The 23,629-nt window shown below is 73.4% G+C and carries 20 protein-coding genes; 16 read left to right on the top strand and 4 right to left on the bottom strand.

All coding sequences use genetic code 11. From position 1 onward, the window contains the following. Positions 1 to 12: 12 nt before the first annotated feature. The gene (locus BRM1_RS02635) at positions 13 to 696 is read left to right on the top strand and encodes an HAD family hydrolase (RefSeq protein WP_268527904.1); all 684 of its coding nucleotides are present in this window, start codon (positions 13 to 15) and stop codon (positions 694 to 696) included. Here BRM1_RS02635 and BRM1_RS02630 read toward each other — a convergent pair. Next, entirely contained in the window at positions 659 to 1,483 is an 825-nt protein-coding gene (locus BRM1_RS02630) for a RecB family exonuclease (RefSeq protein WP_268527902.1), read from the bottom strand. The genes BRM1_RS02635 and BRM1_RS02630 overlap by 38 nt on opposite strands. 43 nt (positions 1,484 to 1,526) lie before the next feature. Between BRM1_RS02630 and BRM1_RS02625 the strand changes: the two genes are divergently transcribed. From BRM1_RS02625 to arc, 3 genes are read left to right on the top strand one after another with little or no spacing between them, the layout of a single operon-like run. Then, positions 1,527 to 2,687, top strand: a complete 1,161-nt coding sequence (locus BRM1_RS02625; RefSeq protein WP_268527899.1) for a site-2 protease family protein — start codon at positions 1,527 to 1,529, stop codon at positions 2,685 to 2,687. 51 nt (positions 2,688 to 2,738) lie between these two features. Further along, a complete protein-coding gene (locus BRM1_RS02620) occupies positions 2,739 to 3,821 on the top strand; it encodes a tRNA (adenine-N1)-methyltransferase (RefSeq protein ID WP_160952371.1) in 1,083 nt (360 codons plus the stop codon). Beyond that, positions 3,818 to 5,536: a proteasome ATPase gene (gene arc / locus BRM1_RS02615; protein WP_268527895.1), complete on the top strand. Its 1,719-nt coding sequence runs from the start codon at positions 3,818 to 3,820 to the stop codon at positions 5,534 to 5,536. Before BRM1_RS02620 ends, arc begins: the two co-directional genes overlap by 4 nt. Positions 5,537 to 5,557: 21 nt before the next feature. Here arc and BRM1_RS02610 read toward each other — a convergent pair whose 3' ends face one another. Continuing rightward, complete coding sequence (locus tag BRM1_RS02610) at positions 5,558 to 5,941, bottom strand: DUF3054 domain-containing protein (RefSeq protein ID WP_160952370.1); 384 nt, start codon at positions 5,939 to 5,941, stop codon at positions 5,558 to 5,560. Between the two features lie 36 nt (positions 5,942 to 5,977). Here BRM1_RS02610 and dop point away from each other — a divergent pair, with 36 nt between their 5' ends. The 10 genes from dop to BRM1_RS02560 all read left to right on the top strand — a co-directional run bounded on the left by dop (position 5,978) and on the right by BRM1_RS02560 (position 16,522). Then, positions 5,978 to 7,519: a depupylase/deamidase Dop gene (gene dop, locus BRM1_RS02605; RefSeq protein WP_268529675.1), complete on the top strand. Its 1,542-nt coding sequence runs from the start codon at positions 5,978 to 5,980 to the stop codon at positions 7,517 to 7,519. A 1-nt stretch (position 7,520) separates the two neighbouring features. Beyond that, positions 7,521 to 7,712 (top strand): ubiquitin-like protein Pup, encoded by a 192-nt coding sequence (locus BRM1_RS02600; RefSeq protein WP_268527893.1) that lies wholly within the window; start codon positions 7,521 to 7,523, stop codon positions 7,710 to 7,712. Beyond that, entirely contained in the window at positions 7,709 to 9,187 is a 1,479-nt protein-coding gene (pafA, locus tag BRM1_RS02595) for a Pup--protein ligase (protein ID WP_160952368.1), read from the top strand. Before BRM1_RS02600 ends, pafA begins: the two co-directional genes overlap by 4 nt. A gap of 89 nt (positions 9,188 to 9,276) precedes the next feature. Next, complete coding sequence (locus BRM1_RS02590; RefSeq protein WP_268527890.1) at positions 9,277 to 10,236, top strand: FKBP-type peptidyl-prolyl cis-trans isomerase; 960 nt, start codon at positions 9,277 to 9,279, stop codon at positions 10,234 to 10,236. 53 nt (positions 10,237 to 10,289) lie between these two features. Next, positions 10,290 to 10,664, top strand: a complete 375-nt coding sequence (locus tag BRM1_RS02585) for an FKBP-type peptidyl-prolyl cis-trans isomerase (protein WP_268527887.1) — start codon at positions 10,290 to 10,292, stop codon at positions 10,662 to 10,664. A 25-nt stretch (positions 10,665 to 10,689) separates the two neighbouring features. After that, entirely contained in the window at positions 10,690 to 11,736 is a 1,047-nt protein-coding gene (locus BRM1_RS02580; protein WP_268527883.1) for a helix-turn-helix transcriptional regulator, read from the top strand. Continuing rightward, complete coding sequence (locus tag BRM1_RS02575; protein ID WP_268527880.1) at positions 11,729 to 12,658, top strand: WYL domain-containing protein; 930 nt, start codon at positions 11,729 to 11,731, stop codon at positions 12,656 to 12,658. The genes BRM1_RS02580 and BRM1_RS02575 overlap by 8 nt, the downstream gene beginning before the upstream one ends. 26 nt (positions 12,659 to 12,684) lie before the next feature. Then, entirely contained in the window at positions 12,685 to 12,966 is a 282-nt protein-coding gene (gene tatA / locus BRM1_RS02570) for a twin-arginine translocase TatA/TatE family subunit (RefSeq protein ID WP_235936233.1), read from the top strand. A gap of 6 nt (positions 12,967 to 12,972) precedes the next feature. After that, complete coding sequence (gene tatC / locus BRM1_RS02565; RefSeq protein ID WP_326957790.1) at positions 12,973 to 13,809, top strand: twin-arginine translocase subunit TatC; 837 nt, start codon at positions 12,973 to 12,975, stop codon at positions 13,807 to 13,809. Between the two features lie 28 nt (positions 13,810 to 13,837). Then, a complete protein-coding gene (locus BRM1_RS02560; protein WP_268527877.1) occupies positions 13,838 to 16,522 on the top strand; it encodes a DEAD/DEAH box helicase in 2,685 nt (894 codons plus the stop codon). Positions 16,523 to 16,552: 30 nt separating this feature from the next. Here the strand turns inward: BRM1_RS02560 and secA2 are convergent, their stop codons facing one another. Continuing rightward, positions 16,553 to 18,814: an accessory Sec system translocase SecA2 gene (gene secA2 / locus BRM1_RS02555; protein ID WP_268527873.1), complete on the bottom strand. Its 2,262-nt coding sequence runs from the start codon at positions 18,812 to 18,814 to the stop codon at positions 16,553 to 16,555. A 171-nt stretch (positions 18,815 to 18,985) separates the two neighbouring features. Continuing rightward, on the bottom strand, positions 18,986 to 21,124 hold the full coding sequence (locus tag BRM1_RS02550; protein WP_160952362.1) for an exonuclease domain-containing protein: 2,139 nt from the start codon (positions 21,122 to 21,124) through the stop codon (positions 18,986 to 18,988). 167 nt (positions 21,125 to 21,291) lie between these two features. Here BRM1_RS02550 and BRM1_RS02545 point away from each other — a divergent pair, with 167 nt between their 5' ends. Further along, on the top strand, positions 21,292 to 22,281 hold the full coding sequence (locus BRM1_RS02545; RefSeq protein ID WP_268527869.1) for a metal-dependent hydrolase: 990 nt from the start codon (positions 21,292 to 21,294) through the stop codon (positions 22,279 to 22,281). Between the two features lie 294 nt (positions 22,282 to 22,575). After that, positions 22,576 to 23,322, top strand: a complete 747-nt coding sequence (locus tag BRM1_RS02540; RefSeq protein WP_268527866.1) for a polyprenol monophosphomannose synthase — start codon at positions 22,576 to 22,578, stop codon at positions 23,320 to 23,322. The last annotated feature ends 307 nt before the right edge of the window (positions 23,323 to 23,629 follow it).

The raw sequence follows: 23,629 nt of genomic DNA, 5'->3' as shown, positions 1-23,629 counted from the left end.
TACGCTGAGGCCATGGATCCCTTCCGAAGCTATGCCGCGGTGCTCTGGGACATGGACGGCACGCTCGTCGACACCGAGCAGTACTGGATGGCCGCGGAGGGCCGGCTCATGGCCGCCCACGGCCTCCCGTGGTCGCACGAGCAGGGGATGCTCATGGTGGGCAACGAGCTGCTGGTCTCCGCGCAGATCATGCGCGAGCACGGCCTGGAGCTGCCGGCCGAGGCGATCGTCGAGCACCTCCTCGACGCCGTCATCGCCCAGGTCCGCGCGCACGTGCCCTTCCGGCCCGGCGCCCGTGAGCTGCTCGCGGACCTCGCGGCCGCCGGGGTCCCGTGCGCGCTCGTGACGATGTCCTACCGCAGGCTCGCCGAGGCCGTGGTCGCGGCCTGCCCGCCCGGTTCGTTCGCCGCGCTCATCGCCGGCGACGAGGTGCCTGCCGGCAAGCCCGATCCCGCCCCCTATGTGCTCGGCGCCCACGCGCTGGGGCTCGAGCCCGGCCAGTGCATCGCGCTCGAGGACTCCGTGCCGGGCCTCGCGAGCGCCGAGGCGGCGGGCACGCGGGCCATCGGCATCCCGCACCTCGTGCCGCTTCAGCCCGCGCCCGGCCGCATCCTGGCGCCCACGCTCGCGGGACTCGACGCCCGCGGCCTGGAGGAGCTCAGCCGGCCAGCAGGTCGCGGCCCGCGATCCGGGTGATCGGCGGCGCGGGCGGGGGAGTGCCGCCCCACGCGGGGCACAGCGGCTTGAAGTGGCACCAGCCGCACAGCGGGGACTTGCGCGGGCGCCACGTCCCGGACTCCGCACTGGCCGTGATGTCGGACCAGATGTCGAGGACCTCCGCCTCGGTGCGCTCCACGTCCGCCAGCTGCGGGTGCATCGCCTTGACGCTGCCGGAGCCCAGGTACATGAGCTGGAGCGTGTGGGCGAGCTCGCCGTCCGTGCGGTAGCGCAGCAGCGCGTAGAAGCGCATCTGGAAGTCCGCCTCGCGGGAGTACTGCGGCTTGGGCTGCTTGCCGGTCTTGTAGTCGACGAGGCGCACCTGGCCGCCCGGGGCCACGTCCACCCGGTCGATGAAGCCGCGCAGCACGAGCCCGTTGTCCAGGGGCGCGCTCACGAAGCTCTCCCGGGCCGCCGGCTCCAGGCGGTCGGGCAGCTCGAGCGAGAAGTACGTGCCCACGAGGGCGTCGGCCTGCGCGCGCAGCGCGACCCGCGCGGCCTCGTCGGGGAACAGCTCGGCGGCCTCGGCATCGCGCTCGAGCAGGCGCTCGAGCTCGGGTGCGATGAGCCCGCCGGCGGTCTCGCGGGTCCGCTGCGCGGCGGGGAAGTCGAAGAGGCGCTCGAGGATGGCGTGGACGAGCGTGCCCTTGAAGGCGGCCGGCGAGGGCGGCTCGGGCAGGCGGTCGACGGTGCGGAAGCGGAACTTCAGCGGGCACTGCACGAAGTCGTTGGCCCGCGAGGGCGAGAGCGCGAGGAGTTCGGCCATGCCGCCAACTCTAGCGAGGTGCACGGACGTTAGGATGGCCCCCATGCCTTCCTCCAGCGCGACGCGCAATCCCGGTGCGCCCCGCGGCCTCGTCGTCGGCCGCGTGTTCGGTGCGCCGATCGTGCTCGCCTGGTCCTGGTTCGTCGCCGCGGTCGTCATCACCGTCTTCTTCGCCCCGTGGATCATGCGCATGTCCCCGGGCCTGGGCTGGCCGCTGGCGTGGGGCATCGCGTTCGGCTACGCGGTGCTGCTGTTCTCCTCCGTCTTCCTCCACGAGCTCGCGCACGCGGTGGCCGGCCGCGCCAGCGGCCAGCAGGTCGCCGGCATCGAGCTCAACATCTGGGGCGGCTTCACCCAGTTCTCCCCGCGCGCGGAGGAGGACACCCGCCGCGCGGCGACGACGAGCTTCATCGTCTCGATCGTGGGCCCCCTGGTCAACATCGTGCTGGCGGGGGCGGCCGTCTGGGGGCTCTACGCGCTGCCGCCGTGGACCGCGGGCTGGCTCCTGCTCCTCGCGGTGGCAGTCGCCAACGGGGCCCTGGGCATCATGAACCTGCTCCCGGGCATCCCGCTGGACGGCGGCTGGGCGCTCCAGGCGCTCATCTGGCGCGCCACGGGCAGCCAGTACCGCGGCACGATCCTCGCCAGCTGGGTGGGCCGGCTCATCGCGCTGGCCTTCGTGTTCGCTGCGGTTGTCGTGCCCCTCCTCTCCGGTCAGCGGCCCGATCTCATCACCGTCGCCTGGACCACCGCGATCGCCGTCATGCTGTGGTTCTCCGCCGGCGATGCCGCGGCCCACGCGCGCCGCGCGCAGCGGATGGAGACCTACGACCTCGACCGGGTCATCCAGCCCGCGATCGCCGCGGCCTGGGACGCCGACGTCGACCAGACGCTGCGCGTGGCCGACGCCCAGCCCTCGCAGACCGCCACCCTCGTCGTCGTGCTCGACGCCCGCGGCCTGCCCTCGGGGCTGCTCGACCGCCGGGCGGCCTCCCGCGCCCCGGACCTCGAGGGCCGCCAGGTCCACGAGTTCATGCACCCCCTGGGGGCCTGGATCGGCGTGCCGCACTCCATCACCGCACCGCACCTCCTGGAGTCGCTCACGCACCGGCCCAAGGCGGCGTTCTGCCTCGTCATGGAGGGCAGCACGCTCACCGGGGTCATCGACCTCCAGGAGTTCTACGACGAGCTGCTCGCCGACTGAGCCGGGCGGGCGGCTGCCGGGCACCGCGGCGGGCCGACTAAGGTAGGCCAAATGACGTCTTCTCCCGTTGGGGCCGCCGACCGCCGCGGCCCGCTGCGCGCCGGCGACAAGGTCCAGCTCACGGACCCCAAGGGCCGGATGCACACGATCCTCCTCACCCCGGGCCAGGAGTTCCACACCCACCGCGGCATCATCGCCCACGACGACCTCATCGGGCGCCCCGAGGGCATCGTCGTGCACAACTCCGGCGACATCGCCTACCAGGCGCTGCGGCCCAGCTACGAGGACTTCGTCCTCTCCATGCCACGCGGGGCCGCCGTCGTCTACCCCAAGGACGCCGCCCTCATCGTGACGCTCGGCGACATCTACCCCGGGGCCACCGTGGTCGAGGCCGGCGTGGGCTCGGGCGCGCTCACGCTCGCGCTGCTGCGCGCCGTGGGCGACGGGGGCCGCCTGCACTCGTTCGAGCGCCGCGAGGAGTTCGCCGCGATCGCCCGCGGCAACGTGGAGGACTTCTTCGCCGGCCCCCACCCCGCGTGGGACCTCACGGTGGGCGACCTCGCAGCCGAGCTGCCCCGGGCCTTCGGGCCCGGCGAGGTGGACCGCGTCGTGCTCGACATGCTCGCGCCCTGGGAGTGCCTCGACGCGGTCTCCACGGCCCTTGCACCGGGCGGCACGCTCATCGTCTACGTCGCCACCGTGCCCCAGCTCTCGCGCACGGCGGAGGCCATCCGCGCCTCGGGCCGCTACGCCCAGGCCCACGCCTTCGAGTCCACCGTGCGCGACTGGCACCTCGAGGGGCTGGCCGTGCGGCCGGAGCACCGCATGATCGCCCACACGGGCTTCCTCCTCACCGCGCGCCTCCTCGCGCCCGGTGAGCGACCGCTCGAGCGGCGCAAGCGGCCCCAGGGCACCGAGCCCAGCGCGGCCGATCGCGCCGCATGGGAATCCGGCGAGGTCACGGAGCGTTCCCTTGGACAGCGGGAGCCCACGCCCAAGAAGCTGCGCCGCGCGGTCCGGGACGCCGGCCGGCGCGGGCGCCACCTCGGCAGCGGCGCGCCAGCGGGCGACCCGCCCGCACCGGGCCCCGGCACCGCAGAGAACACTACAGGCACGAATCGGGAGGAAGCATGACACAGGCCTCGGACCGGAGCACGGACACCGAGCTCGACCGGCTGCGCAAGGACTCCGCGGCGCTGCGCCAGCAGCTGTTCACCGCGGGCCAGCGCAACGAGGCCCTGAGCAAGACGCTGCGCACAGCGCGCGAGGAGCTCGTGCGCATCCGCGGCGAGGCCGAGCGGCTCAGCGAGCCGCCGAACTCCTACGCCACCGTGCTCGAGGTCATCGAGCTCGCCGAGGGCGCGCACGTCCTCGACGTCCTCTACGCCGGGCGCCGGATGCGCGTGGCGATCGCCCCGGACCTCGACCTCGCCTCGCTCGTGCCCGGCATCGACGTGCGCCTGTCCGAGAGCCTCGTGGCCCTCGAGGCCGCGGACTACCCGCAGGCCGGCGCCGTCGCCACGGTGCGCGAGCGGATCGGCTCGGACCGCATCCTCGTGGGCGCTCCCGGCGACGACGAGCAGGTCTACCGGCTCACCGGCGCCCTGGCCGCCCAGGGCGTCCGGCCCGGCGATGCGGTGCTCGTGGACACCCGCACCCACTTCGCCGCGGAGAAGGTGGAGAAGCCGGAGGTCGCCTCACTGCTGCTCGAGACCGTCCCGGACATCTCCTACAGCGACATCGGCGGCCTGCAGGCGCAGATCGACATGATCCAGGACGCCGTCGAGCTGCCGTTCGAGCACCCCGAGCTCTACACTGAGCACGGCCTCAAGCCGCCCAAGGGCATCCTCCTCTACGGCCCTCCCGGCTGCGGCAAGACGCTCATCGCGAAGGCCGTGGCGAACTCGATCTCGCAGCGCCGCACGGGCCAGCCGCAGCGCTCCTACTTCCTCAACATCAAGGGCCCCGAGCTGCTCGACAAGTACGTGGGGGAGACCGAGCGCCAGCTGCGCCTCATCTTCTCGCGCGCCCGGGAGAAGGCCACCGCCGGCTCGCCCGTCGTCGTGTTCTTCGACGAGATGGAGTCGCTGTTCAGAACCCGCGGGACGGGCAAGTCCTCGGACGTGGAGACGACGATCGTCCCGCAGCTCCTCGCGGAGATCGACGGCGTCGAGCGGCTCGACAACGTGATCGTCATCGGCGCCTCGAACCGCGAGGACCTCATCGACCCCGCGATCCTGCGCCCGGGCCGGCTCGACGTGAAGATCCGCATCGAGCGCCCCGACGCGGCCGCCGCCGTCGACATCTTCTCGAAGTACCTCACCCCGGAGCTGCCCCTGCACCCCTCGGTGCTCGCGGGCTCGGACGGGCCCGAGGCCCGCCAGCGGGCCGTCGAGTCGCTCATCGAGCGCTGCGTCGAGCGCATGTTCGAACCCAGTGCCGCCAACGAGTTCGTCGAGCTGACCTACGCCGACGGCGGCCGCGAGCTCCTCCACTTCGCCGACTTCGCCTCCGGCGCGATGATCGCCAACGTCGTCGACCGCGCGAAGAAGCACGCGATCAAGTCGCTGCTGTCCACCGGCGAGCGGGGCATCCGCTGGGAGCACCTCGACCAGGCGATCGGCGAGGAGTTCCTCGAGCACGAGGACATGCCCAACTCGTCGAACCCGGACGAGTGGGCCCGGATCTCCGGGCGCAAGGGCGAGCGGGTCACCCACCTGCGGATGATCGACCACGAGCCCGCCGCGCCCGTCGTGCTCGAGCCCGCGGCCGAGCGCGGCCCGGCCGGCGCCTCGGCGCCGGAGGCGGGCGCGGCCGTCACCGGCACCCCGGACCCCACCGTGCTGTGAGGCCCGCGCGGCGCCGGCCGCTCAGCGCGAGCGGCCGGCGACGGCGGTGGCGATGAGCCGCCAGCCCACGAGCGTGAGCAGGTTGAACGAGGCCGCGACGATGAGGAACGTGCCGGGGATCCCGGTGCCGCTCTGGCCGGCGAGGAAGCGGATGATCATGCCCACGAGCACGGTGGTCGCCCAGATCCCGGCGCCCGTGCGCAGCGGCGCGAGCGGTGCGGACCAGACCGCGTTGAGCACCCACGCCGCGGCGAGCGCCGCGAGGAACGGCCAGGCGGTGCGCACGAGGCCCGCGACCTCGAGACTGTGCTCGTGGGTGTAGTGCCCGACGACCGCGAAGACGGCGACGAGCACGAGGTCCACGAGCAGGGCGACGGGCAGATGCGAGGTTCTCTTAGCAGGCACGCTTAGAGTGTAGACGGACCGATGAGGGGAGACGCCATGGTGAGCGCGCGGCGCGTGATGGGCGCGGAGACGGAGTTCGGCATCTGGCAGCAGGGCAACCCGCGGGCCAATCCGATGCGCGATTCGGCGCGCGTCGTCGACGCCTATGCCGGCCCTCGCGGACTGAAGTCCTCGCAGAGCTTCTGGGACTTCGCCGCCGAGTCGCCGCTGGCCGATGCGCGCGGGTTCCTCATGAACGTCGCCGAGGCGCACACCTCCCAGCTCACCCACCTGCCGGACGCGCAGCCGGAATCGCAGTACCTGGCCAACGTGGTGCTGGAGAACGGCGCACGGCTCTACGTCGACCACGCCCACCCCGAGTACTCGTGCCCGGAGGTGCTTACCCCCCGCGACCTCGTGCTCTACGACCGGGCCGGCGACCTCGTGGCGCTCCAGGCGGTCCGCGCGCTGGCCCAGAGCCCGGAGCCGGTCAACCTCTACAAGAACAACACGGACTCGAAGGGCTCGTCCTACGGCGCGCACGAGAACTACCTCGTGGACCGCAGCGTCGAGTTCGACGACATCGTCGCGGGCCTCACCCCGTTCTTCGTCACCCGCCAGGTGCTGTGCGGCGCAGGGCGCGTGGGCCTCGGGATGTCCGGCGAGGAGCCCGGCTACCAGCTGTCCTCGCGCGCGGACTTCTTCGAGGCCGAGGTGGGGCTCGAGACGACCCTGCGCCGGCCGATCATCAACACCCGCGACGAGCCCCACGCGGATCCCGCCCAGTACCGCCGGCTCCACGTCATAGTCGGCGATGCTACCCTCGCCGAGCCCGCGACGCTCGTGCGCTTCGGGGCCACCGCCCTGGTGCTCGGCCTCATCGAGGAGGGCCTGGCGCCCGCCTGCGAGCTCGCCGACCCCGTCCAGGCGCTGCGCGATGTCTCCCACGACCTCACCCTGGCCCGGCCCCTCGCCCTGGCCGACGGCACGCAGACCACCGCCCTGGCAGTCCAGCGGGCCTACCTCGAGGCGTGTGAGGCCGCCGCCGGTGCGCAGCCGGACGCCGCCACCGCCGAAGTGCTCGCCGAGTGGCGCCGCTTCCTCACCGCGCTCGAGACCGATCCCATGGAGCTCGCCGACTCCGTCGACTGGGTGGCCAAGCTCTCGCTCCTCGAGGGCTACCGCCGGCGCGAGGGCCTCGCATGGGACCACCCGAAGCTCGCGCTCATCGACGTCCAGTACGCCGACGTGCGCCCGGAGAAGGGCCTGTTCTACCGCCTCGAGGCCGCCGGTCGGATCCGGCGCCTCACCGACGACGCCGCGGTGGCGCGGGCCGCGGTGGAGCCGCCGGCGGACACCCGGGCGTGGCTGCGCGGCACAGCCGTGGAGCGCTTCGGCCAGCAGCTCGTCTCCGCCAGCTGGGACTCGCTCGTGTTCTCCGTGGACGGGGGGCTGGTGCGCGTGCCCATGAAGTACCCGCTCAAGGGCACCCGCGCGCTGCTGGAGGAGCGGATCGCCGGGGCCCGCGACGCCCCGTCACTGCTGCGGGCGCTCGGCGTCACTAGACTGGGGGACACGACCACGGAAGGAGAGGTCTGAGATGAGCCAGGAGCAGTTCCGCGCCCAGCCGCGCGGCGGTTCGGACCACGGCGAGGAGCCGGCCGAGCTCGGCCAGGTGCAGGCGCAGGCGAACACGCAGGGCGTCGACGACGTCCTCGACGACATCGACTCGGTGCTGGAGACCAACGCCGAGGACTTCGTGCGCAACTTCGTCCAGAAGGGCGGCCAGTGAAGCGCATCTTCGGCCTTGAGACCGAATACGGCATCGCCTTCACCCCCTCCGAATCCGGCCGCAGGCTGGGCCCCGAGGAGATCGCCCGCTACCTGTTCCGCCCCGTCGTCGCCTGGGGCCGGTCGTCCAACGTCTTCCTGCCCAACGGCGCGCGGCTCTACCTCGATGTGGGCTCGCACCCGGAGTACGCCACCGCGGAGTGCGACCGGCTGCCCGACCTCGTCGCCCAGGACGGCGCGGGCCAGGCCATCATGGTCGACCTCCTGGGCCGCGCCCAGGATGCGCTGGCCGACGAGGGCGCGGCCGGCACCGCGCACCTCGTGAAGAACAACAAGGACTCCGCCGGCAACTCCTACGGCAGCCACGAGAACTTCCTCATCCGGCGCAGCGTGGACTTCAAGCACCTCACCGGCGTGCTCCTGCCGTTCCTCGTCGCCCGCCAGCTCCTCGTGGGCGCCGGTGCGGTGCTGCCCGCCGGGATCAGCACGGAGATCGCCCCCGCGGATGCGAACCGCGCCCCGAGCGCCGGCCAGGCGCCGCCGGTGCGCACCGGCGAGCTCGTCTACGGCCTCTCCGCCCGCTCGGACGTCATGTGGGAGGGCGTGTCCTCGGCCACGACCCGTTCGCGGCCCATCATCAACGCCCGCGACGAGCCGCACGCGGACGCGGAGAAGTACCGTCGCCTGCACGTCATCGTGGGCGACTCCTCGATGTCGCAGACGACGAGCGAGCTCAAGGTCGGCTCCGCGGGCCTCGTCCTCGACCTCATCGAGGCCGGCGTGCCGCTCGAGGACCTCAGCCTGCGCAACCCGATCCGCGACATCCGCCGCATCGCGCGCGACCTGACGGGCTCCACGGTGCTCGAGCTGCGCTCCGGGGCCACCCTGACCGCACGCGAGCTGCTGGGCCGCTACTTGGAGCGCGCCGCGGCGCTCGTGGCCGCCGGCGACCACAGCCTGGGCGACGACGCGGCCGCGGCACGGGTCATCGACCGCTGGGAGCGGATGCTCGCAGCCCTCGAGACCGGTGACTTCTCCGCCGTGGACACGGAGATCGACTGGGTCATCAAGAAGAAGCTCATCGACCGCTACCTCGAGCGCTCCGAGGCCGGGCTCGCCGATCCGCGAGTCCAGCGCCTCGATGTCGCCTACCACGACCTCACCCCCGGCAGCGGGCTCTTCCCCCGGCTCGAGGCCGCGGGCCTCGCGGCCCGGGTGGTCGACGCCGCTGCGATCGAGGCTGCCAAGGACTGTGCCCCCGCCACCACCCGCGCCGCGATCCGCGGCGACTTCGTGGCCGCCGCCCACGACGCGCGGCGGGACTACACGGTGGACTGGGTGCACCTGCGCCTCAACGACCACGCCCAGCGCGCCGTCGTGCTCAAGGACCCCTTCGCCCACGCCAGCGAGCCCGCGACGGCCCTCATCGCCGCACTGCGCGCCGACACCGCGCCCAGTGGCCCGCCCGCGCCATGACCGTCAGGCCGCGCCCACAGGCCAACGCCCGCCCCTTCAGCCCCCTCATGCCCGGCGGCCCGCAGCTGACCGCCTCAGGAAGGAAATCCGTGCGCAGAAGAATCCTCGCCGCGTGTGCCGTCACCGTGCTCGCCCTCACCGGCTGCGGTGGGAACGGGGACGACGAGGGCGGGGGCGAGACGCCCCAGGCCAGCGGCTCCCAGTCCGCGGCGGCCGACTCGCTCGACGCCGTCAAGGTCACGGGCAAGCCCGACGCCAAGCCCTCCGTGGAGTTCCCCACCCCCCTCGTCATCGCCAAGCCGGCGCACAAGACGCTCGTGACGGGCTCGGGGGAGAAGCTCGCCGCCGGCAAGCAGGTGAGCGCGAACATCACCATGGTCTCCGGCACCACCGGCAAGGTCGCCAATTCGACCTACGACCAGGGCAAGCCCGCCACGTTCCCCATGGACAAGGAGAACGGCATCAGCGAGGACCTCTACTCCGCGCTCGAGGGCCAGCCCGTCGGCTCGCGCATCGCGGTCGCGATGCAGGGCAGCGCGCAGCAGGGCGAAGCCGCCCAGACGCTCGTCTACATCATCGACATCGTCAAGCAGGAGAACGCGCCCAAGACCTACACGAAGGCCGAGGGCAAGGCCGTCGCCCCCGCGAAGGCGATGCCGAAGGTCACCCGCGACGCCAAGGGCAAGCCCTCCATCGCGAAACCCCAGGGCAAGGCGCCGACCTCCCTCGTGTCGGACTACGTGATCGAGGGCAAGGGCGCCGAGGTGAAGAAGGGCCAGAAGGTCAGCGTCCAGTACTCCGGCTGGCTCTGGACCGACAACACGAAGACCTTCGACTCCAGCTGGGACAAGGGCCAGCCGTTCAGCTTCACCACCGGCGGCGGCGAGGTCATCGCCGGCTGGGACGAGGGCGTCGTCGGCAAGAAGGTAGGCTCGCAGATCCTCCTCGTCGTGCCGCCGGACAAGGGCTACGGTGCACAGGAGAGCGGCTCGATCCCGGCGAACTCCACCCTCGTCTTCGTCGTCGACATCCTCTCCGCCGCCGGCTGACCCGGCCCGCGCCTACCCCCCCCGCACCCAACCGCCCACCCAAGGAGCACACCATGGACCGCACGAAGCCCGAGGTCGACTTCCCCGGCGAGACCCCGCCCACCGAACTGGAGATCATCGACGACATCGTCGGCGAGGGCCGCGAGGCTCAGCCCGGCGATGCCGTCGCCGTCCACTACGTGGGCGTCGCGCAGTCCACCGGCGAGCAGTTCGACGCAAGCTGGGACCGCGGGGAGCCGCTGCGCTTCACCGTCGGCACCGGCAAGGTCATCGAGGGCTGGGACCGCGGCCTGCTGGGCATGCGCGTGGGCGGCCGGCGCACCCTGCGCATCCCGGCGGCCCTGGCCTACGGTGAGCGCGGCGTCCCGGGCGTCATCGCCCCCGGTGACGCCCTCGTCTTCGTCTGCGACCTCGTCGACGCGGTCTGAGCTCCGCAGGCCGTCCATGGACCGGGTGAGGAAGCAGACCGAGCGGCTGCTCAACCTGCTCATCGCACTGCGCTCGGCGCGCGGCTGGATCGACCGCGATTCGCTGCGCGCAGCGCTGGACGACTACCGCGCGCAGCCGGACAACGCGGCATTCGACCGCATGTTCAGCCGGGACAAGGACCTCCTGCGGCGCCTGGGCATCGAGATCTCCACGACGGACTGGTCCGATGCGGACACCGGTGAGACGGCGTACGGCTACCGCATCACGGAGGGCGACTACGCGCTGCCGCCCATCGTCCTGACCCCGGAGGAGGCGGGTGTGCTATCGGTTGCCCAGACGGTCTTCGAGGGCTCCGAGCTCGCCGCCGACACGGCGCGTGCGGTGACGAAGCTGCGCGGGCTCGGCCTCGACATCGGCGGGGGAGCCGACCGCGAGGTGCCCCCGGCGCGCATGGCCTCCGGGCTGTTCGCCACCTTCGTCGCGGCGCTCGGCGACCGGCGCCCGGTCGAGTTCGACTACCGCCGACCGGGCGACCGGCTGCACCGCCGCCGCTTCGAGCCCTATGCGCTGCTCACCCGCGGCGACCGGGTCTACGCCGTGGGCCGTGACATCGACCGCGATGCGGTGCGCACGTTCCGCCTCAGCCGGATCGCGGGCCCCGTGAGGCCGTTGCGCTCGCGCGCCGCGGGCGACTATGCGATCCCCACGGACTTCCGCGCGGAGGACTACTTCGCCCCGGAGCGGGCGCCGGAGGGCGCGCGCACGGCGCTGCTCGCGCTCGAGCCCGGGCGGGCCGACCCCCTGCGCCGCGAGGGCCGCGCGCTCGGCGCCGCCGCCGCGGCGGCCCAGGACGCCGGAGCGCCCGCCCCCGGCGCCGGCCGCGAGGACTGGGAGGGCCTCGAGCTCGACTTCGACGACGCGGAATCGCTCACGGCCCGCCTGCTGGGCTTCGCCCCGGGGGTCGAGCCACTCGCGCCCGCAGCCCTGCGCACCGCCTACGCGGCGCGCCTGCGGGAGACCGCCGCGGCACTGGCGGCGATCGCCGCACCCCAGGGAGCCGACCGTGGCTGACGCATCCGAGCGGCTCACCCGCCTGCTGGGCCTCGTGCCCTACCTCACCCGCAACCCCGGCACGGGCATCGCGACGACCGCCAACGTCTTCGGCATCACCCCCGCCCAGCTCATCGACGACCTCGAGCTCCTCTTCGTCTCCGGCCGGCCCGGCCACATGCCCGACGACCTCATCGAGGCCAACTGGGAGGGCGACCGGATCTACGTGGCGAACGCGGACGAGGTCTCCGTCCCCGTGCGGCTGAGCTCGCGGGAGGCCCGGGCGCTGCTCATCGCGCTCGACTACCTCGCCGAGGTCGACGACGTCGAGCCCGCCACGATCGCGCGGGTGCGGGCGAAGGTGTCGGCCGCTGCCGCCCTGAGCCCCGCCGGCGGTGCCGTGGACGTGCGCGTGCCGGAGCGCCCGGCCGCGCTGCAGGCGGCGCTGGCGCAGGCGCGCGCCCGCGGCGAGGGCCTCGCCCTCGACTACTACGTGGCCGCCCGCGATGAGCTCACCCACCGCCTCGTGACCCCCAAGCGGCTGCGCCTGGCCGGCGCCTGGTACCTCGACGCGTGGTGCCACACCTCCCGCGGCCCGCGCACCTTCGCCGTCTCCGCCATCCGCGGCTTCGCCCCAGCCCCTGTGCCCGAGGTGCCCGCCGGCGCCGCTGCGGGGGCGGGCGGCCCGCGCGACGAGGGACTCGGGGTCGCGCTCACCTTCACCCCGGAGGCCGCGTGGCTGGCCGACGAGCTCGAGACCACGGCCGTCGACTACGACGCGGCCGGGCCCGGCACGGTCCGGGCGCAGCTGCGGGTGCACTCCCGCGAGTGGCTCACCCGCCTCCTCCTGGCCCACGGCCGCCACGTGCTCGCCGTCGAGCCGCCGGGACTCGCCGCGGATGCCGCGCGGATCGCGGCCCAGGCGGCCGGGCGCGTAGACTAGGGGCGGATCAACCTTAGGAGCCGCACATGTTTCACCCCTCCGCCATGCACGTCATGATCGTCGTGCTCGTCATCGTGCTCATCTTCGGCGCCGCCAAGCTGCCGTCGGTGGCGAAGAACCTCGGCAAGTCGATGAAGGTCTTCAAGGACGAGGTCAAGGACATGCGCAGCGACGATGCGGATGCCAAGCGCTCCGCGGAGATCACGGACGCGCCGCCCGCGGCGCCCGCCTCCGCTCCGCAGGCCGACCCGGCAGCCGAGGCCGCCCGCCGCGCCGATGTGCAGGGCTCCGAGCAGCGCAATCCCTGACCGGCGGTGGTCGACTCCCTTCCGGGCCGGGCGAAGAAGCCGCGCCGTCAGAAGAACCGCGAGCGGCGGATGCCGCTCATGGGCCACCTGCGCGAGCTGCGCAACCGCGTCGTCATCGTCGGCGCCGCGCTGCTCATCGGCTCGGCCGTGGGCTGGTTCCTCTACGACCCGGTGCTGGCACTGCTCCAGGCGCCCATCGACGAAGTCGCCCGCAGCCAGGGCCGCACCGCGGAGCTGAACTTCGCGGGCATCGCCTCGCCCTTCGACATCCGGCTGAAGGTCTCGGTCTTCATCGGCATCTTCCTCACGCTGCCCATCTGGCTCTACCAGCTCTGGGCGTTCATCGTCCCGGGCCTCACCCGCACAGAGGTGCGCTACAGCCTGGGCTTCCTGCTCACCGCGCTGCCGCTGTTCCTCGTCGGGGCGGCGTGCGCGTTCTTCGCGCTGCCCAACGCCGTGGCAGCACTCGGCGAGCTCATCCCCTCGGGGGCCTCGTACATCGTGCCCGCCCAGGACTACCTGACGTTCGTCATGCTCATCATCGTGGTGTTCGGGATCGCGTTCGTGCTGCCGGTGCTCATGGTGGGCCTCAACATGCTCGGCCTGCTCTCCGCTGCGACGCTGCGCCGCTCCTGGCGCTGGCTGGTGGTCCTCGTCTTCGCGTTCGCCGCCGTGGCCACGCCCTCGCCGGATGCGATCTCGATGTTCTACCTCGTCGTGCCGATGCTCGTCATGTTCGTCCTCGCCTGGGCGATCTGCGCGCTCGGCGACCGGCGCCGCAAGGCGCGGGCGATCGCGGCGGGCACGTGGGTCGAGCCCGCCGTCGTCGACGACGACGACTGAGCCCCGGGCCGGCCGATAGACTGGCCCGATGCCAGCCGATCCCTCACCCGCACAGGCCTATGCCGCCTCCCGCCGCCGCGCCGCACTCGACGCCGGCGAGCTGGGCGCCTTCGAGGCGGCGCTGCCGTACCCGCTCGACGACTTCCAGCGCGAGGGCTGCGCGGCTCTCCAGGAGGGCCGCTCCGTGCTCGTCGCGGCGCCCACCGGGGCCGGCAAGACCGTGCTCGCCCAGTTCGCCGTCATGCTCGCCGTGGCCCAGGACGTCCGCGTGTTCTACACGACCCCCATCAAGGCGCTGAGCAACCAGAAGTACCAAGAGCTGTGCGCGGCCTACGGGGAGGACCGCGTCGGCCTGCTCACCGGCGACACCTCGATCAACCGGGATGCGCAGATCGTCGTCATGACGACCGAGGTGCTGCGCAACATGATCTACTCGGGCGCCGACCTGAGCACCCTGCGCTACGTCGTGCTCGACGAGGTGCACTTCCTGGGCGACCGGTTCCGCGGGCCGGTGTGGGAAGAGGTCATCATCCACCTCCCGCCCCACGTGCTGCTCGTGTGCCTGTCGGCCACCGTGTCCAACGCGGAGGAGTTCGGCGACTGGCTCGCCGAGGTGCGCGGCTCGACCGACGTCATCGTCTCCGAGCACCGCCCCGTGCCGCTGTACAACCACGTGGCCGTCGGCACGGACCTCTACCCGCTCTTCGCCCCGCGCGGCTTCGAGGTCGACCGCGACCTCCAGCAGGCGGTGCGGCCCTACCAGGCGCGCCGGGGCCGCGGGGGGCGGCGCGGGGGCCGGCCGCCGCGCTTCCACCGCCCCGGGCGCGCGGCCATCATCCGCGAGCTCGACGCCGACGGCCTGCTGCCGGCCATCTACTTCATCTTCTCCCGCAACGCCTGCGACGACGCCGTCGAGCAGTGCCTCGCGGCGGGCCTCGACCTCACCGACCGCGAGCAGAAGCGCCACATCATGGCCCGCCTCGACGAGCTGCAGGAGCAGCTGGGCTCGGAGGACCTCGGGGTGCTGGGCTTCGGCAGCTTCGCCGCGGGCCTCGTCAACGGCTTCGGGGCGCACCACGCCGGCCTCATCCCGCAGTTCAAGGAACTCGTGGAGGAGCTCTTCGCCGGCGGCTTCCTGCGCGTCGTCTTCTCCACGGAGACGCTCGCGCTGGGCATCAACATGCCCGCCCGCACGGTCGTGCTGGAGAAGCTCACGAAGTTCAACGGCGAATCGCACGTCCAGATCACGCCGGGGGAGTACACGCAGCTGACCGGGCGCGCCGGCCGCCGCGGCATCGACGTCGAGGGCCACGCGGTGACCGTGTGGTCGCCGGACGTCGAGCCCGCCGACATCGCGGCCCTCGCCTCGAAGCGGATGTACGCGCTCTCCAGCCGCTTCGCCCCCACGTACAACATGGCCGCCAACCTGCTGGCGCGCATGACCCGCGAGGACGCCGCGAAGGTGCTCGAGACCTCGTTCGCCCAGTTCCAGGCCGACGCCTCCGTGGTCGGGCTGGCGAAGCGGGCCCGCCGCAACGACGAGGCGCTGGCCGGCTACGAGACCGCCATGCAGTGCGACCGGGGCGACTTCGGGGAGTACTTCGGCCTGCGCCGGAGCCTGAGCGAGCTCGAGAAGCGGGCGGGCAAGGCGCGCTCGAAGCAGCGCCAGCGCCAGGTGCTCGCGTCCCTGTCCGACCTCGAGGTCGGCGACGTCGTGCTGCTGCCCTCCCGGCGCTCGTTCGGCGCCTGCGTGGTCCTCACCCCGCTGCGCGGCGAGGACGACGGCACCCGCCTGCCCACCGTGCTCACGCAGTCGGGCAAGGTGTGGCACCTGCGCCCCCACGAGGTGACCGAGCCCGCGCTCGAGCTCGGCCACATCCGCACGCCCAAGAAGCTCAACCACCGCAGCCCGGCCGAGCGCCGCCGGCTGCTCGACGTGCTCTCCGAGGCGATCGCCGCGGGCAAGGTCCGCGACCCGGCCGCTGCGCAGCCGGCGGATGAACGCGCGGAGCCGGAGCGCGAGGAGATCGCCGCGGTGCGCCGCCAGCTGCGCGAGCACCCGTGCCATGCGTGCCCGGATCGCGAGGCGCACGCGCGGTGGGCGGAGCGGGCGCAGGCGCTCGAGCGCAAGAACAGCGCCGTCGCGGCCCAGATCGAGGGGCGCACCGCGTCGATCACCCACGTCTTCACCCGCGTGTGCCAGGTCCTCGAGACGCTGGGGTTCCTGCCCGACGGGATGGCGATCCTGCGCCGCATCTACGGCGAGCGCGACCTGCTGACGGCGCTGAGCGTCCGTGAGGGGCTCTGGGACGGGCTCGACGAGCCGGAGGTGGCCGCGTTCGCCTCGACGCTCGTCTACCAGGCCCGCCGGGAGGTGGGAAGCGCCGTCACCGTGCCCACCGAGCGCCTCGGCGAGCGGCTGGCCGAGCTCGGGGAGCTGTGGCGCGGCCTCGACCGCATCGAGGCCGATGCCCGCCTGCCCCTGACCCCGGAGCCGGAGCTGGGGATCGCGGTGCAGATCTACCGCTGGACGCAGGGGCGGAGCCTGAGCGCGGCGCTGGGGCGCTCGGACATCGCCGCCGGCGATTTCGTGCGGTGGGCCAAGCAGACCCTCGACCTGTTGGGCCAGGTCGCCCACGTCGCGCAGCCGCAGACCGCCGAGGTCATCCGGCGGGCGGCCAACGCGATCCGCCGCGGGGTCGTGCTCGAATAGCCCCGCGGCGGGGCCCTCAGCGCTCGGCCGTCAGCGCTTGGCGACCCGCTTGACGACGGCCTCGATATCGGAGCCGAACGTCGACTCGGTCGACAGGTAGGTCCACGTCGACGACGGCCGCTTGAGCCCGTGGGCCCGCAGGTCGATGCCCGTCGGGGTGAACTCCGCCTCCCGCACGACCTCCGCGGAGTCCGCCAGCACATCGGGCCAGAACGACTCGAAGGCGCGGATGGACTCCGCGTTGAACGCCTCGTGGGGCTTCTCCTTCGCCAGGGTGCGCAGGTGGATGCCCTCGCGCAGGTCGTTGAGGTAGGCGAGGTGGTCGACCCAGCGGGAGTCGAGCTCGAACAGCAGCACCTCGCGCAGGGCGGCGTCGACGACCTCGGCGCCCACCTTCTCATCGGCAGCGGCCACCGCCTCGGCGGCCTCGGCCCGCAGCTCGTCGACCCCGGTGGACTCCCGCCGGATGGCGTCGCGGCGGCGCAGCACGAGCTCGCGCTGCTTGGCCATGAGCTCGTTGAACCGCCACGTGTCGCGGTGGACCGCGGTGTTCTCGCCCTCCGACATGCGCTGCGCGTGCTCGACGAGCTGGGCCGCGCGGCGCGCGGCGATCCGCCCGTGCTCGTCGCCCTCCTCGATGAAGCGCTGGGCCTCCGGCACGCGGGTCATGAGCTCGTCTTCGAGCGAGGTGAAGAAGACCGAGGTGCCCGGGTCGCCCTGGCGCCCTGCCCGGCCGCGCAGCTGGTCATCGAGCCGGGAGGACTGGTAGCGGCCCGCGCCGATGACGAGGAGCCCGCCGGCCTCCGCGGCGCCCTCGCCCAGGCGGATGTCCGTGCCGCGGCCGGCCATCTGGGTCGACACGGTGACCGCGCCTGCGGCGCCGGCGGCCGCGATGATCCCGGCCTCGTGGGTGTCGTCCTTGGCGTTGAGCACCTCGGCGCGGATGCCGCGCTCGCGCAGCCGCTCGGCCAGGCTCTCCGATTCGGACACCGAGCGCGTGCCGATGAGGATCGGGCGCCCGGAGGCGTGCTGGGCGGCGACCTCCTCGACGATCGCGCGCTCCTTGGACTCCTGGTAGGTGTACAGGCGGTCGGGCTCGTCGACGCGCACCACCGCCTCGTTGGGCTCGATGGGGAGGATCTCGAGCTCGTAGAACTCGCGCAGATCATCGCCCACCGCCAGCGCGGTGCCCGTCATCCCGCAGACCGTCCGGTAGCCGTGGATGAGCTCCTCGACGGTCATCTGGTCGAGGATCTCACCCGATTCGCTGGCCGTCAGGTGCTCCTTGGCCTCGACGGCCGCCTGCAGGCCGTCGGGCCAGCGCTGGAGGTCTGCCACCCGGCCGCGGGAGTCGGAGATGAGCTTGATGACGCCGTCCACCACGAGGTAGTCGACATCGCGCTTGATGAGCGCGCGGGCGTAGAGCGCGAGGTTGACGGAGGCGAGCACGTCCGCATCCGCGCCGTAGAGGTCGACGTCCAGCTCGCGCTCGACCCGATCGGCCCCCGCGTTGGTGAGCGAGACGGCCTTGCGGTCCTGGCTGACCTCGTAGTCGGCGTTCGGGTCGAGGTCGGCGACGAGCGCGGCGATCTTCGCGTCGGCCTCCTCGACGCTGGTGGAGCCGGCCAGCACGAGGGGCACGCGCGCCTCGTCGATGAGCACGGAGTCCGCCTCGTCGACGATCACGACGTCCCGCTCGCCCACGCGCAGCTGCGCGTCATCGGCGGCGAAGCGGTCGCGCAGCACGTCGAAGCCCACCTCCTGCACGGAGGCGTAGACGACCTCGGTGGCGTAGGCGGACTGCCGCGCGGCCTCGTCGTCGGACTCGCTGACGGCGGCCGATTCGACGCCGAGCAGCTCGAACAGCGGCGCCATCCAATCGCGGTCGCGCACCGCGAGGTAGTCATTCACGCTGACCACGTGGACGCGGCGGCCCTGGAGGGCGTAGCCGGCGGCGGCCATGGCGCCCACGAGGGTCTTGCCCTCGCCGGTGAGCATCTGGACGACGTGGCCGTCGAGGAGGCCGACGAGCCCGGTGAGCTGGGAGTCGAAGGGGCGCTCGCCCAGCGCGCGCTCGGCGGCCTCCCGCACGAGCGCGGCGAAGGCGATCTGCTGCTCGCGCCGCTGGCCGGTCGTGAAGATCTCCGCGGCGGTGGCGGCGATGTCCTCGTCGGCCAGCGCCGCGTAGTCCTGCGACTTCTCGTCGATGGCGCTGCGCGAGCGCTCGAGCCAGCCGGTGCGGCCGGCGGCCTGCGCGCCGGGTCGGTTGAGCAGGCGGGCGAAGATGCCCATGCGTCCGTCCTCACTGTCGATGCTGCGTGGCGAAGCCGCGCGCCGCACGCACGGCGTGCGAGCCCGGGGCGCCGCCCAGTCTACGACGGCGCCCCGGGCTCCGCGGTCAGCCCGCTCGAAGGCGCGCGCTCGCTGCGGCCGGTCCGGTGCTCGCTGCCCGGGACCCGGTGGTCACTCCTCGAACGGCCATGCGCGGCTCACGCGCGCCTGCGGGTCGCGCTTGGCGCGCAGATAGGCCTCGAGATCGGCGGCCTGCTCGGCCTTCCAGGCGATCTGGGCTGCGTGGACCGCCGCCGGGCTGAGCCCGCCGATCTCCGCGCTCGCCGCGCCGATGGCCAGGGCGATGGCCGCCGCGGCGGCCGCATCGGCATCGGCCGAGTGGGCGTCGACGAGCTCGACCCCCCAGCGCTCGGCGAGTGCCTGCAGGATGCGGGGCCCGCGCCGGTACTTCTCCGCGCGCCGGTCGAGCACGAGCGTGTCGACGATGGGCGGATGGACCTCGCGGACGGCGGGGCTGATGCCCAGGCGCTCGCATTCGGCCTGGAGCACGGTGAGGTCGTAGGCGATGTTGTGGCCGGCGAGCACCCCGCCCGCGGCAGTGATATCGGCGATGGCCGCGCACAGCTGCTCGACCACGGCCCGCCGGTCCATGCCCTCGGTGCGGGCGCGTTCGGTGCTGATCCCGTGCACCGCGGCGGCGGCCGCCGGGATCTCCACCCCGGGATCGGCCAGCCACGTGTAGGCCTCGCGCCTGGCGCCCCGGTCGAACTCGACGAGGGCGGCCGTGACGATGCGCGCGGTGCGGGGATCGACACCCGTCGTCTCGAGGTCGAAGCCCCACACGGGCCCCGCGGGCCAGCCGGGTTCGGTCCCGTCCTCAGCCTCGTTCGCAGCTGCGCCGCCTCTCCCGGTGCCCGCAGTGCCGATATCCGCAGCGCCGGCCTCCGCAGTGCCGGGCGCAGGCTCGCCCGCGGTCCCCGCGCCCACAGGGCTGGCAGCGTCGACCTCCGCAGTGCTTGCCGCAGACACGCCCCCGGTTTCCGTACCCGCCGAACCGGCAGCGGCGCCATCCGTCGTGCCGGCCGCGGGCACACCCACGGTCCCCGTGCCCGCTGAGCCGGCAGCGGCGCTATCCGTCGTGCCGTCCGCAGCGGCGGTGTCCGTCTTGCCGCGGCCCACTGTGCCGGCCGCAGCGGCGCTGCCCGGTGATCCGTCGGCGGTTGCGTGCCCAGGCCCACCGGGAGCGCCGCCTGCTACTCCGTCCTCAGGTGCAGCCGGAAGCCCAGCGGCGGGGGAGGGGGCCGCTCCCGACCCAGGCCCTTCGACGTCGGATGAGGCGCCGGCGCCCGCGGCTGCGCCGCCGCGCGCACCGTGCTCCCGGCCGGCCGCGGACCAACCGCCCAGGGCAGCGCTGAGCCGGTCCGCGGCGGCAACGACACTGTGGGCGCGGCCCAGCTCCGCGAGCGCCGCGCGATCCAGGCGCTCGGGCACGTGGTCGGCGGCGGCGAGCCAGTCGCCCACGGGCAGGTCCTCCAGGCAGGCCATGACCGCCGCATTCGCGCGCACCGCCTCCTCGGACTCGAGCAGGGCGGCCCGGCGCTTGGGCGTCAGGCCGCCGTCGGCCGAGCCCGCGCGCGCGGCGGCGAAGACCCCGTCCAGACTGCCGTGGGCCGCGAGCAGCCGCGCGGCGGTCTTCTCCCCGATCCCGGGGGCACCGGCGAGTCCGTCGGAGGGGTCCCCGCGCAGCGCGGCGAGCTCCCGGTAGAGCTCCGGGCCCGCAACCCCGTAGAGCGCGGGCAGATCTGCCGCGGCGGTGACCTCCCACTCGCCCTTGGGGCGGGGCCGGCGCAGCACCACGCGCTCACCGTCGAGCAGGGCCAGCAGGTCGCGGTCGGGGGAGACGATGGTCACGGGGCCGGGGACCTGCGCCGCGAGGGAGGCGATGACGTCGTCGGCCTCGGTGCCCGGCACCTCAGCGATGGGGATGCCGGCCGCGGTGAGCGCGCGCCGGATGATCGGCAGCTGGGGCGCCAGCTCCTCGGGGGTCTCCGTGCCGGCGGCCTCATCGCGCACGCGCTGGGCCTTGTACTCCGGCACGAGGGCCGTGCGGAACGCCGGGCGCCAGTCTGCGTCGAAGGCGGCGATGACCCGCGGGCGGGGGAGTTCGGCGCACAGCGCGGCGACCGTGTCGAGCAGCCCGCGCACCGCGTTGACCGGCGTGCCGGCGGCATCGCGCAGCGAGGTGGGCAGGGCGTAGAAGGCCCGGTAGTACAGGGCCGGCGTGTCGAGGACGAGCAGCGCTTCTCTCACGCCGGGAAGCCTATACCGCGGCACGGACGCGGCACCGGGCAGCAGCGCCCCGATCCGGCGCGGGCGGCGCGCCCGTCCGGCTCCGCTGCGCCCGCTTCGCACTCACCCCCGTGCCCTATCGCGGGGCGCGGACGCTCCGGTGGGATACCAGTGGGATACTGGGCGACGTGATTCCCACGGAGAAGTCTGAGCAGGATCCCGCCGTCACGGTGCTCGCCGGCGGCGATGTCTATTCGAGTGCCGATCCCTTCGCCACCGCGATCGCCTTCGAGGGGCCCATCGTGTCGTGGGTGGGCTCCGACGAGGCGGCGGGCACGCTGGGCGCGCCCGTGCAGGACCTGGAGGGCGATTTCGTCGCCCCCGCGTTCGTCGATGCGGGTCTCGACCTGCGCGTCTCCGCCCCGGAGCCGCAGGCCTTCGTGGCCGCCGGGATCGCCGGCGTGCACGCGATCGGCACGGCCGCAGCCCTCGCGGCGTTCGAGGCGCGAGCCGGGCGGTTGGCGGTCCTCGGCTACGCGCTCGATGCGCAGGAGGGCCCCGCCGCGCGCAGCGCGGCGCAGCTCGCGGACGGCCAGCGGCCGCCGGGCGCGCTCTGCGTGCTCGTGGAATCGGAGGCCGACGAGGCCGCGCTCGCAGCGCTGCTCAACGATGCGGGAGCCGTCGCACACGCGCAGCGCTCCGGCTGGCGGCTGCGCTTCGGCCGGCGCGTGCCGGAGGCGCTGTGCGAGCGGCTGGGTGCGGCCGGCATCGCGCTGACGGTCGATCCGAGCGCCGAGCAGCCACTGGCAGGACTCCTGGCGGCCGGTGCCCAGGTGAGCTTCGCACTCGATCCAGCCGCCCCGTGGCGCAGCATCCGCGCGGCCGTCTGGGACCGCGCCGGGGGGATCTCCGGACGCGCGGCGTTCAACTGCGCGACGCGGTTCGCCCACCGCGCCGCCGGCCGCTTCGAGGCCGGTGTGCTCGCACCGGGTGCCGCGGCCACCGCGGTGCGCTGGCGCGCTGATCGGCTGGTCGTGCAGGTCTCCGATGACCGCGTGGCGGCCTGGAGCACGGACCCGCGCTCCGGCACTCCCGGGCTGCCGGACCTCGGCGACCCGGAGCGGCTGCCCACGGTGCGCGAGGTGTGGGTCGACGGGGTGAGCGCGGCCCTCGGCTGAGCGCGACGCGCCGAGGCGCACACTTTTCCCACCGCTGCGCCGGTCCGAAAATCACCCTCGTGACCTGCAACGATGCACAGATCCCCTGGTGAGGGCGATTTGTCGCGGGGACACCGCGTTGCTAGATTCTCAATCGGTCCGCTCAGCGGATGCGCCCCGGGCGCAGGCCTTAGAAAACGCGTGTCAGCACGCGGTCCGAAGCCTGTCGGCCCGGGGCGCTTTGCCGTCTCACGGGCCCGCGAACGGGGTCCGCGCGCTCGGCCCGCGGCCGCGATCGTCGGCTAGGGTGGACGGGTGACTGACGCCCCCCTCATCGTGATTCCGACCTACAACGAGCGCGAATCGCTGCCGCGCACGATCGCCGCCGTGCACCGCTTCGTGCCCGCGGCCCATGTCCTCGTCGTCGACGACGGGTCGCCGGACGGCACCGCCGACTGGACTGCGGAGCAGGCCGAGCACGATGAGCACATCCACCTGCTGCGCCGCACCGAGAAGAACGGCCTGGGTGCGGCGTATCTCGCCGGCTTCGCCTGGGCGCTCGAGCGGGACTACCCCGTCATCTGCGAGATGGATGCCGACGGCTCGCACCGCGGCCGCGACCTGCCCCAGCTGCTGGCGGCCATCGCGGACGGAGCCGATCTGGCGATCGGCGCGCGCTGGGTGCCCGGGGGAGCGGTGGTGAACTGGCCGCTCAACCGCCAGCTGCTCTCGCGCGGTGCGAACGTCTATGTGAATGCCGCGATCGGCCTGGGCGTCCACGATGCGACGGCGGGCTTCCGCGCCTATCGGCGGGAGGTGCTTTCCGCCATCGACCTGCAGGCGGTGCGCTCGCAGGGCTACGGGTTCCAGATCGACCTCACCCTGCGCACGGCGCGCGCCGGGTTCGCCATCGCCGAGGTGCCGATCGTCTTCGTCGAGCGCGAATACGGCGAGTCGAAGATGTCGGGCAACATCATCCAGGAGGCGTTCGTCAACGTCGCCAAGTGGGGCGCCGCTGAGCGGGCACGCCGCGTGCGCGCCGCGCTCGCGCGCCGCACCTGAGGGCGAAGCCGGCCGCGGCGCAGCACGCCGAGCCCGAGCCCTGGGTGACGACCCTCACGCCACCACGGCGCCCTTGAAACAACATGGCAGTCTTGAAACAACACGGGGGTCTTGAAACGCGGCGCCCTTGAAGTGCGCGGCGTTCTCGATACGACCCGGCGGTCGTGCTCCCACACAGCGCTCTGAACCGACACAGCGCTCTTGATACAGAACAGCGCAGCGGGTTGTCCCGCTGCGCTGTGCGATTGCAGGTGCCGAGCACTGTGCGATTGCAGGTGCCAGCGCTCTGGTCGCAGGCACCGGGGCC

It is taken from the genome of Brevibacterium sp. BRM-1, assembly GCF_026802075.1.
In the GTDB taxonomy this organism is placed as follows: Bacteria; Actinomycetota; Actinomycetes; order Actinomycetales; family Brevibacteriaceae; genus Brevibacterium; species Brevibacterium rongguiense.
This window is presented reverse-complemented; position numbering and strand designations above follow the sequence as displayed.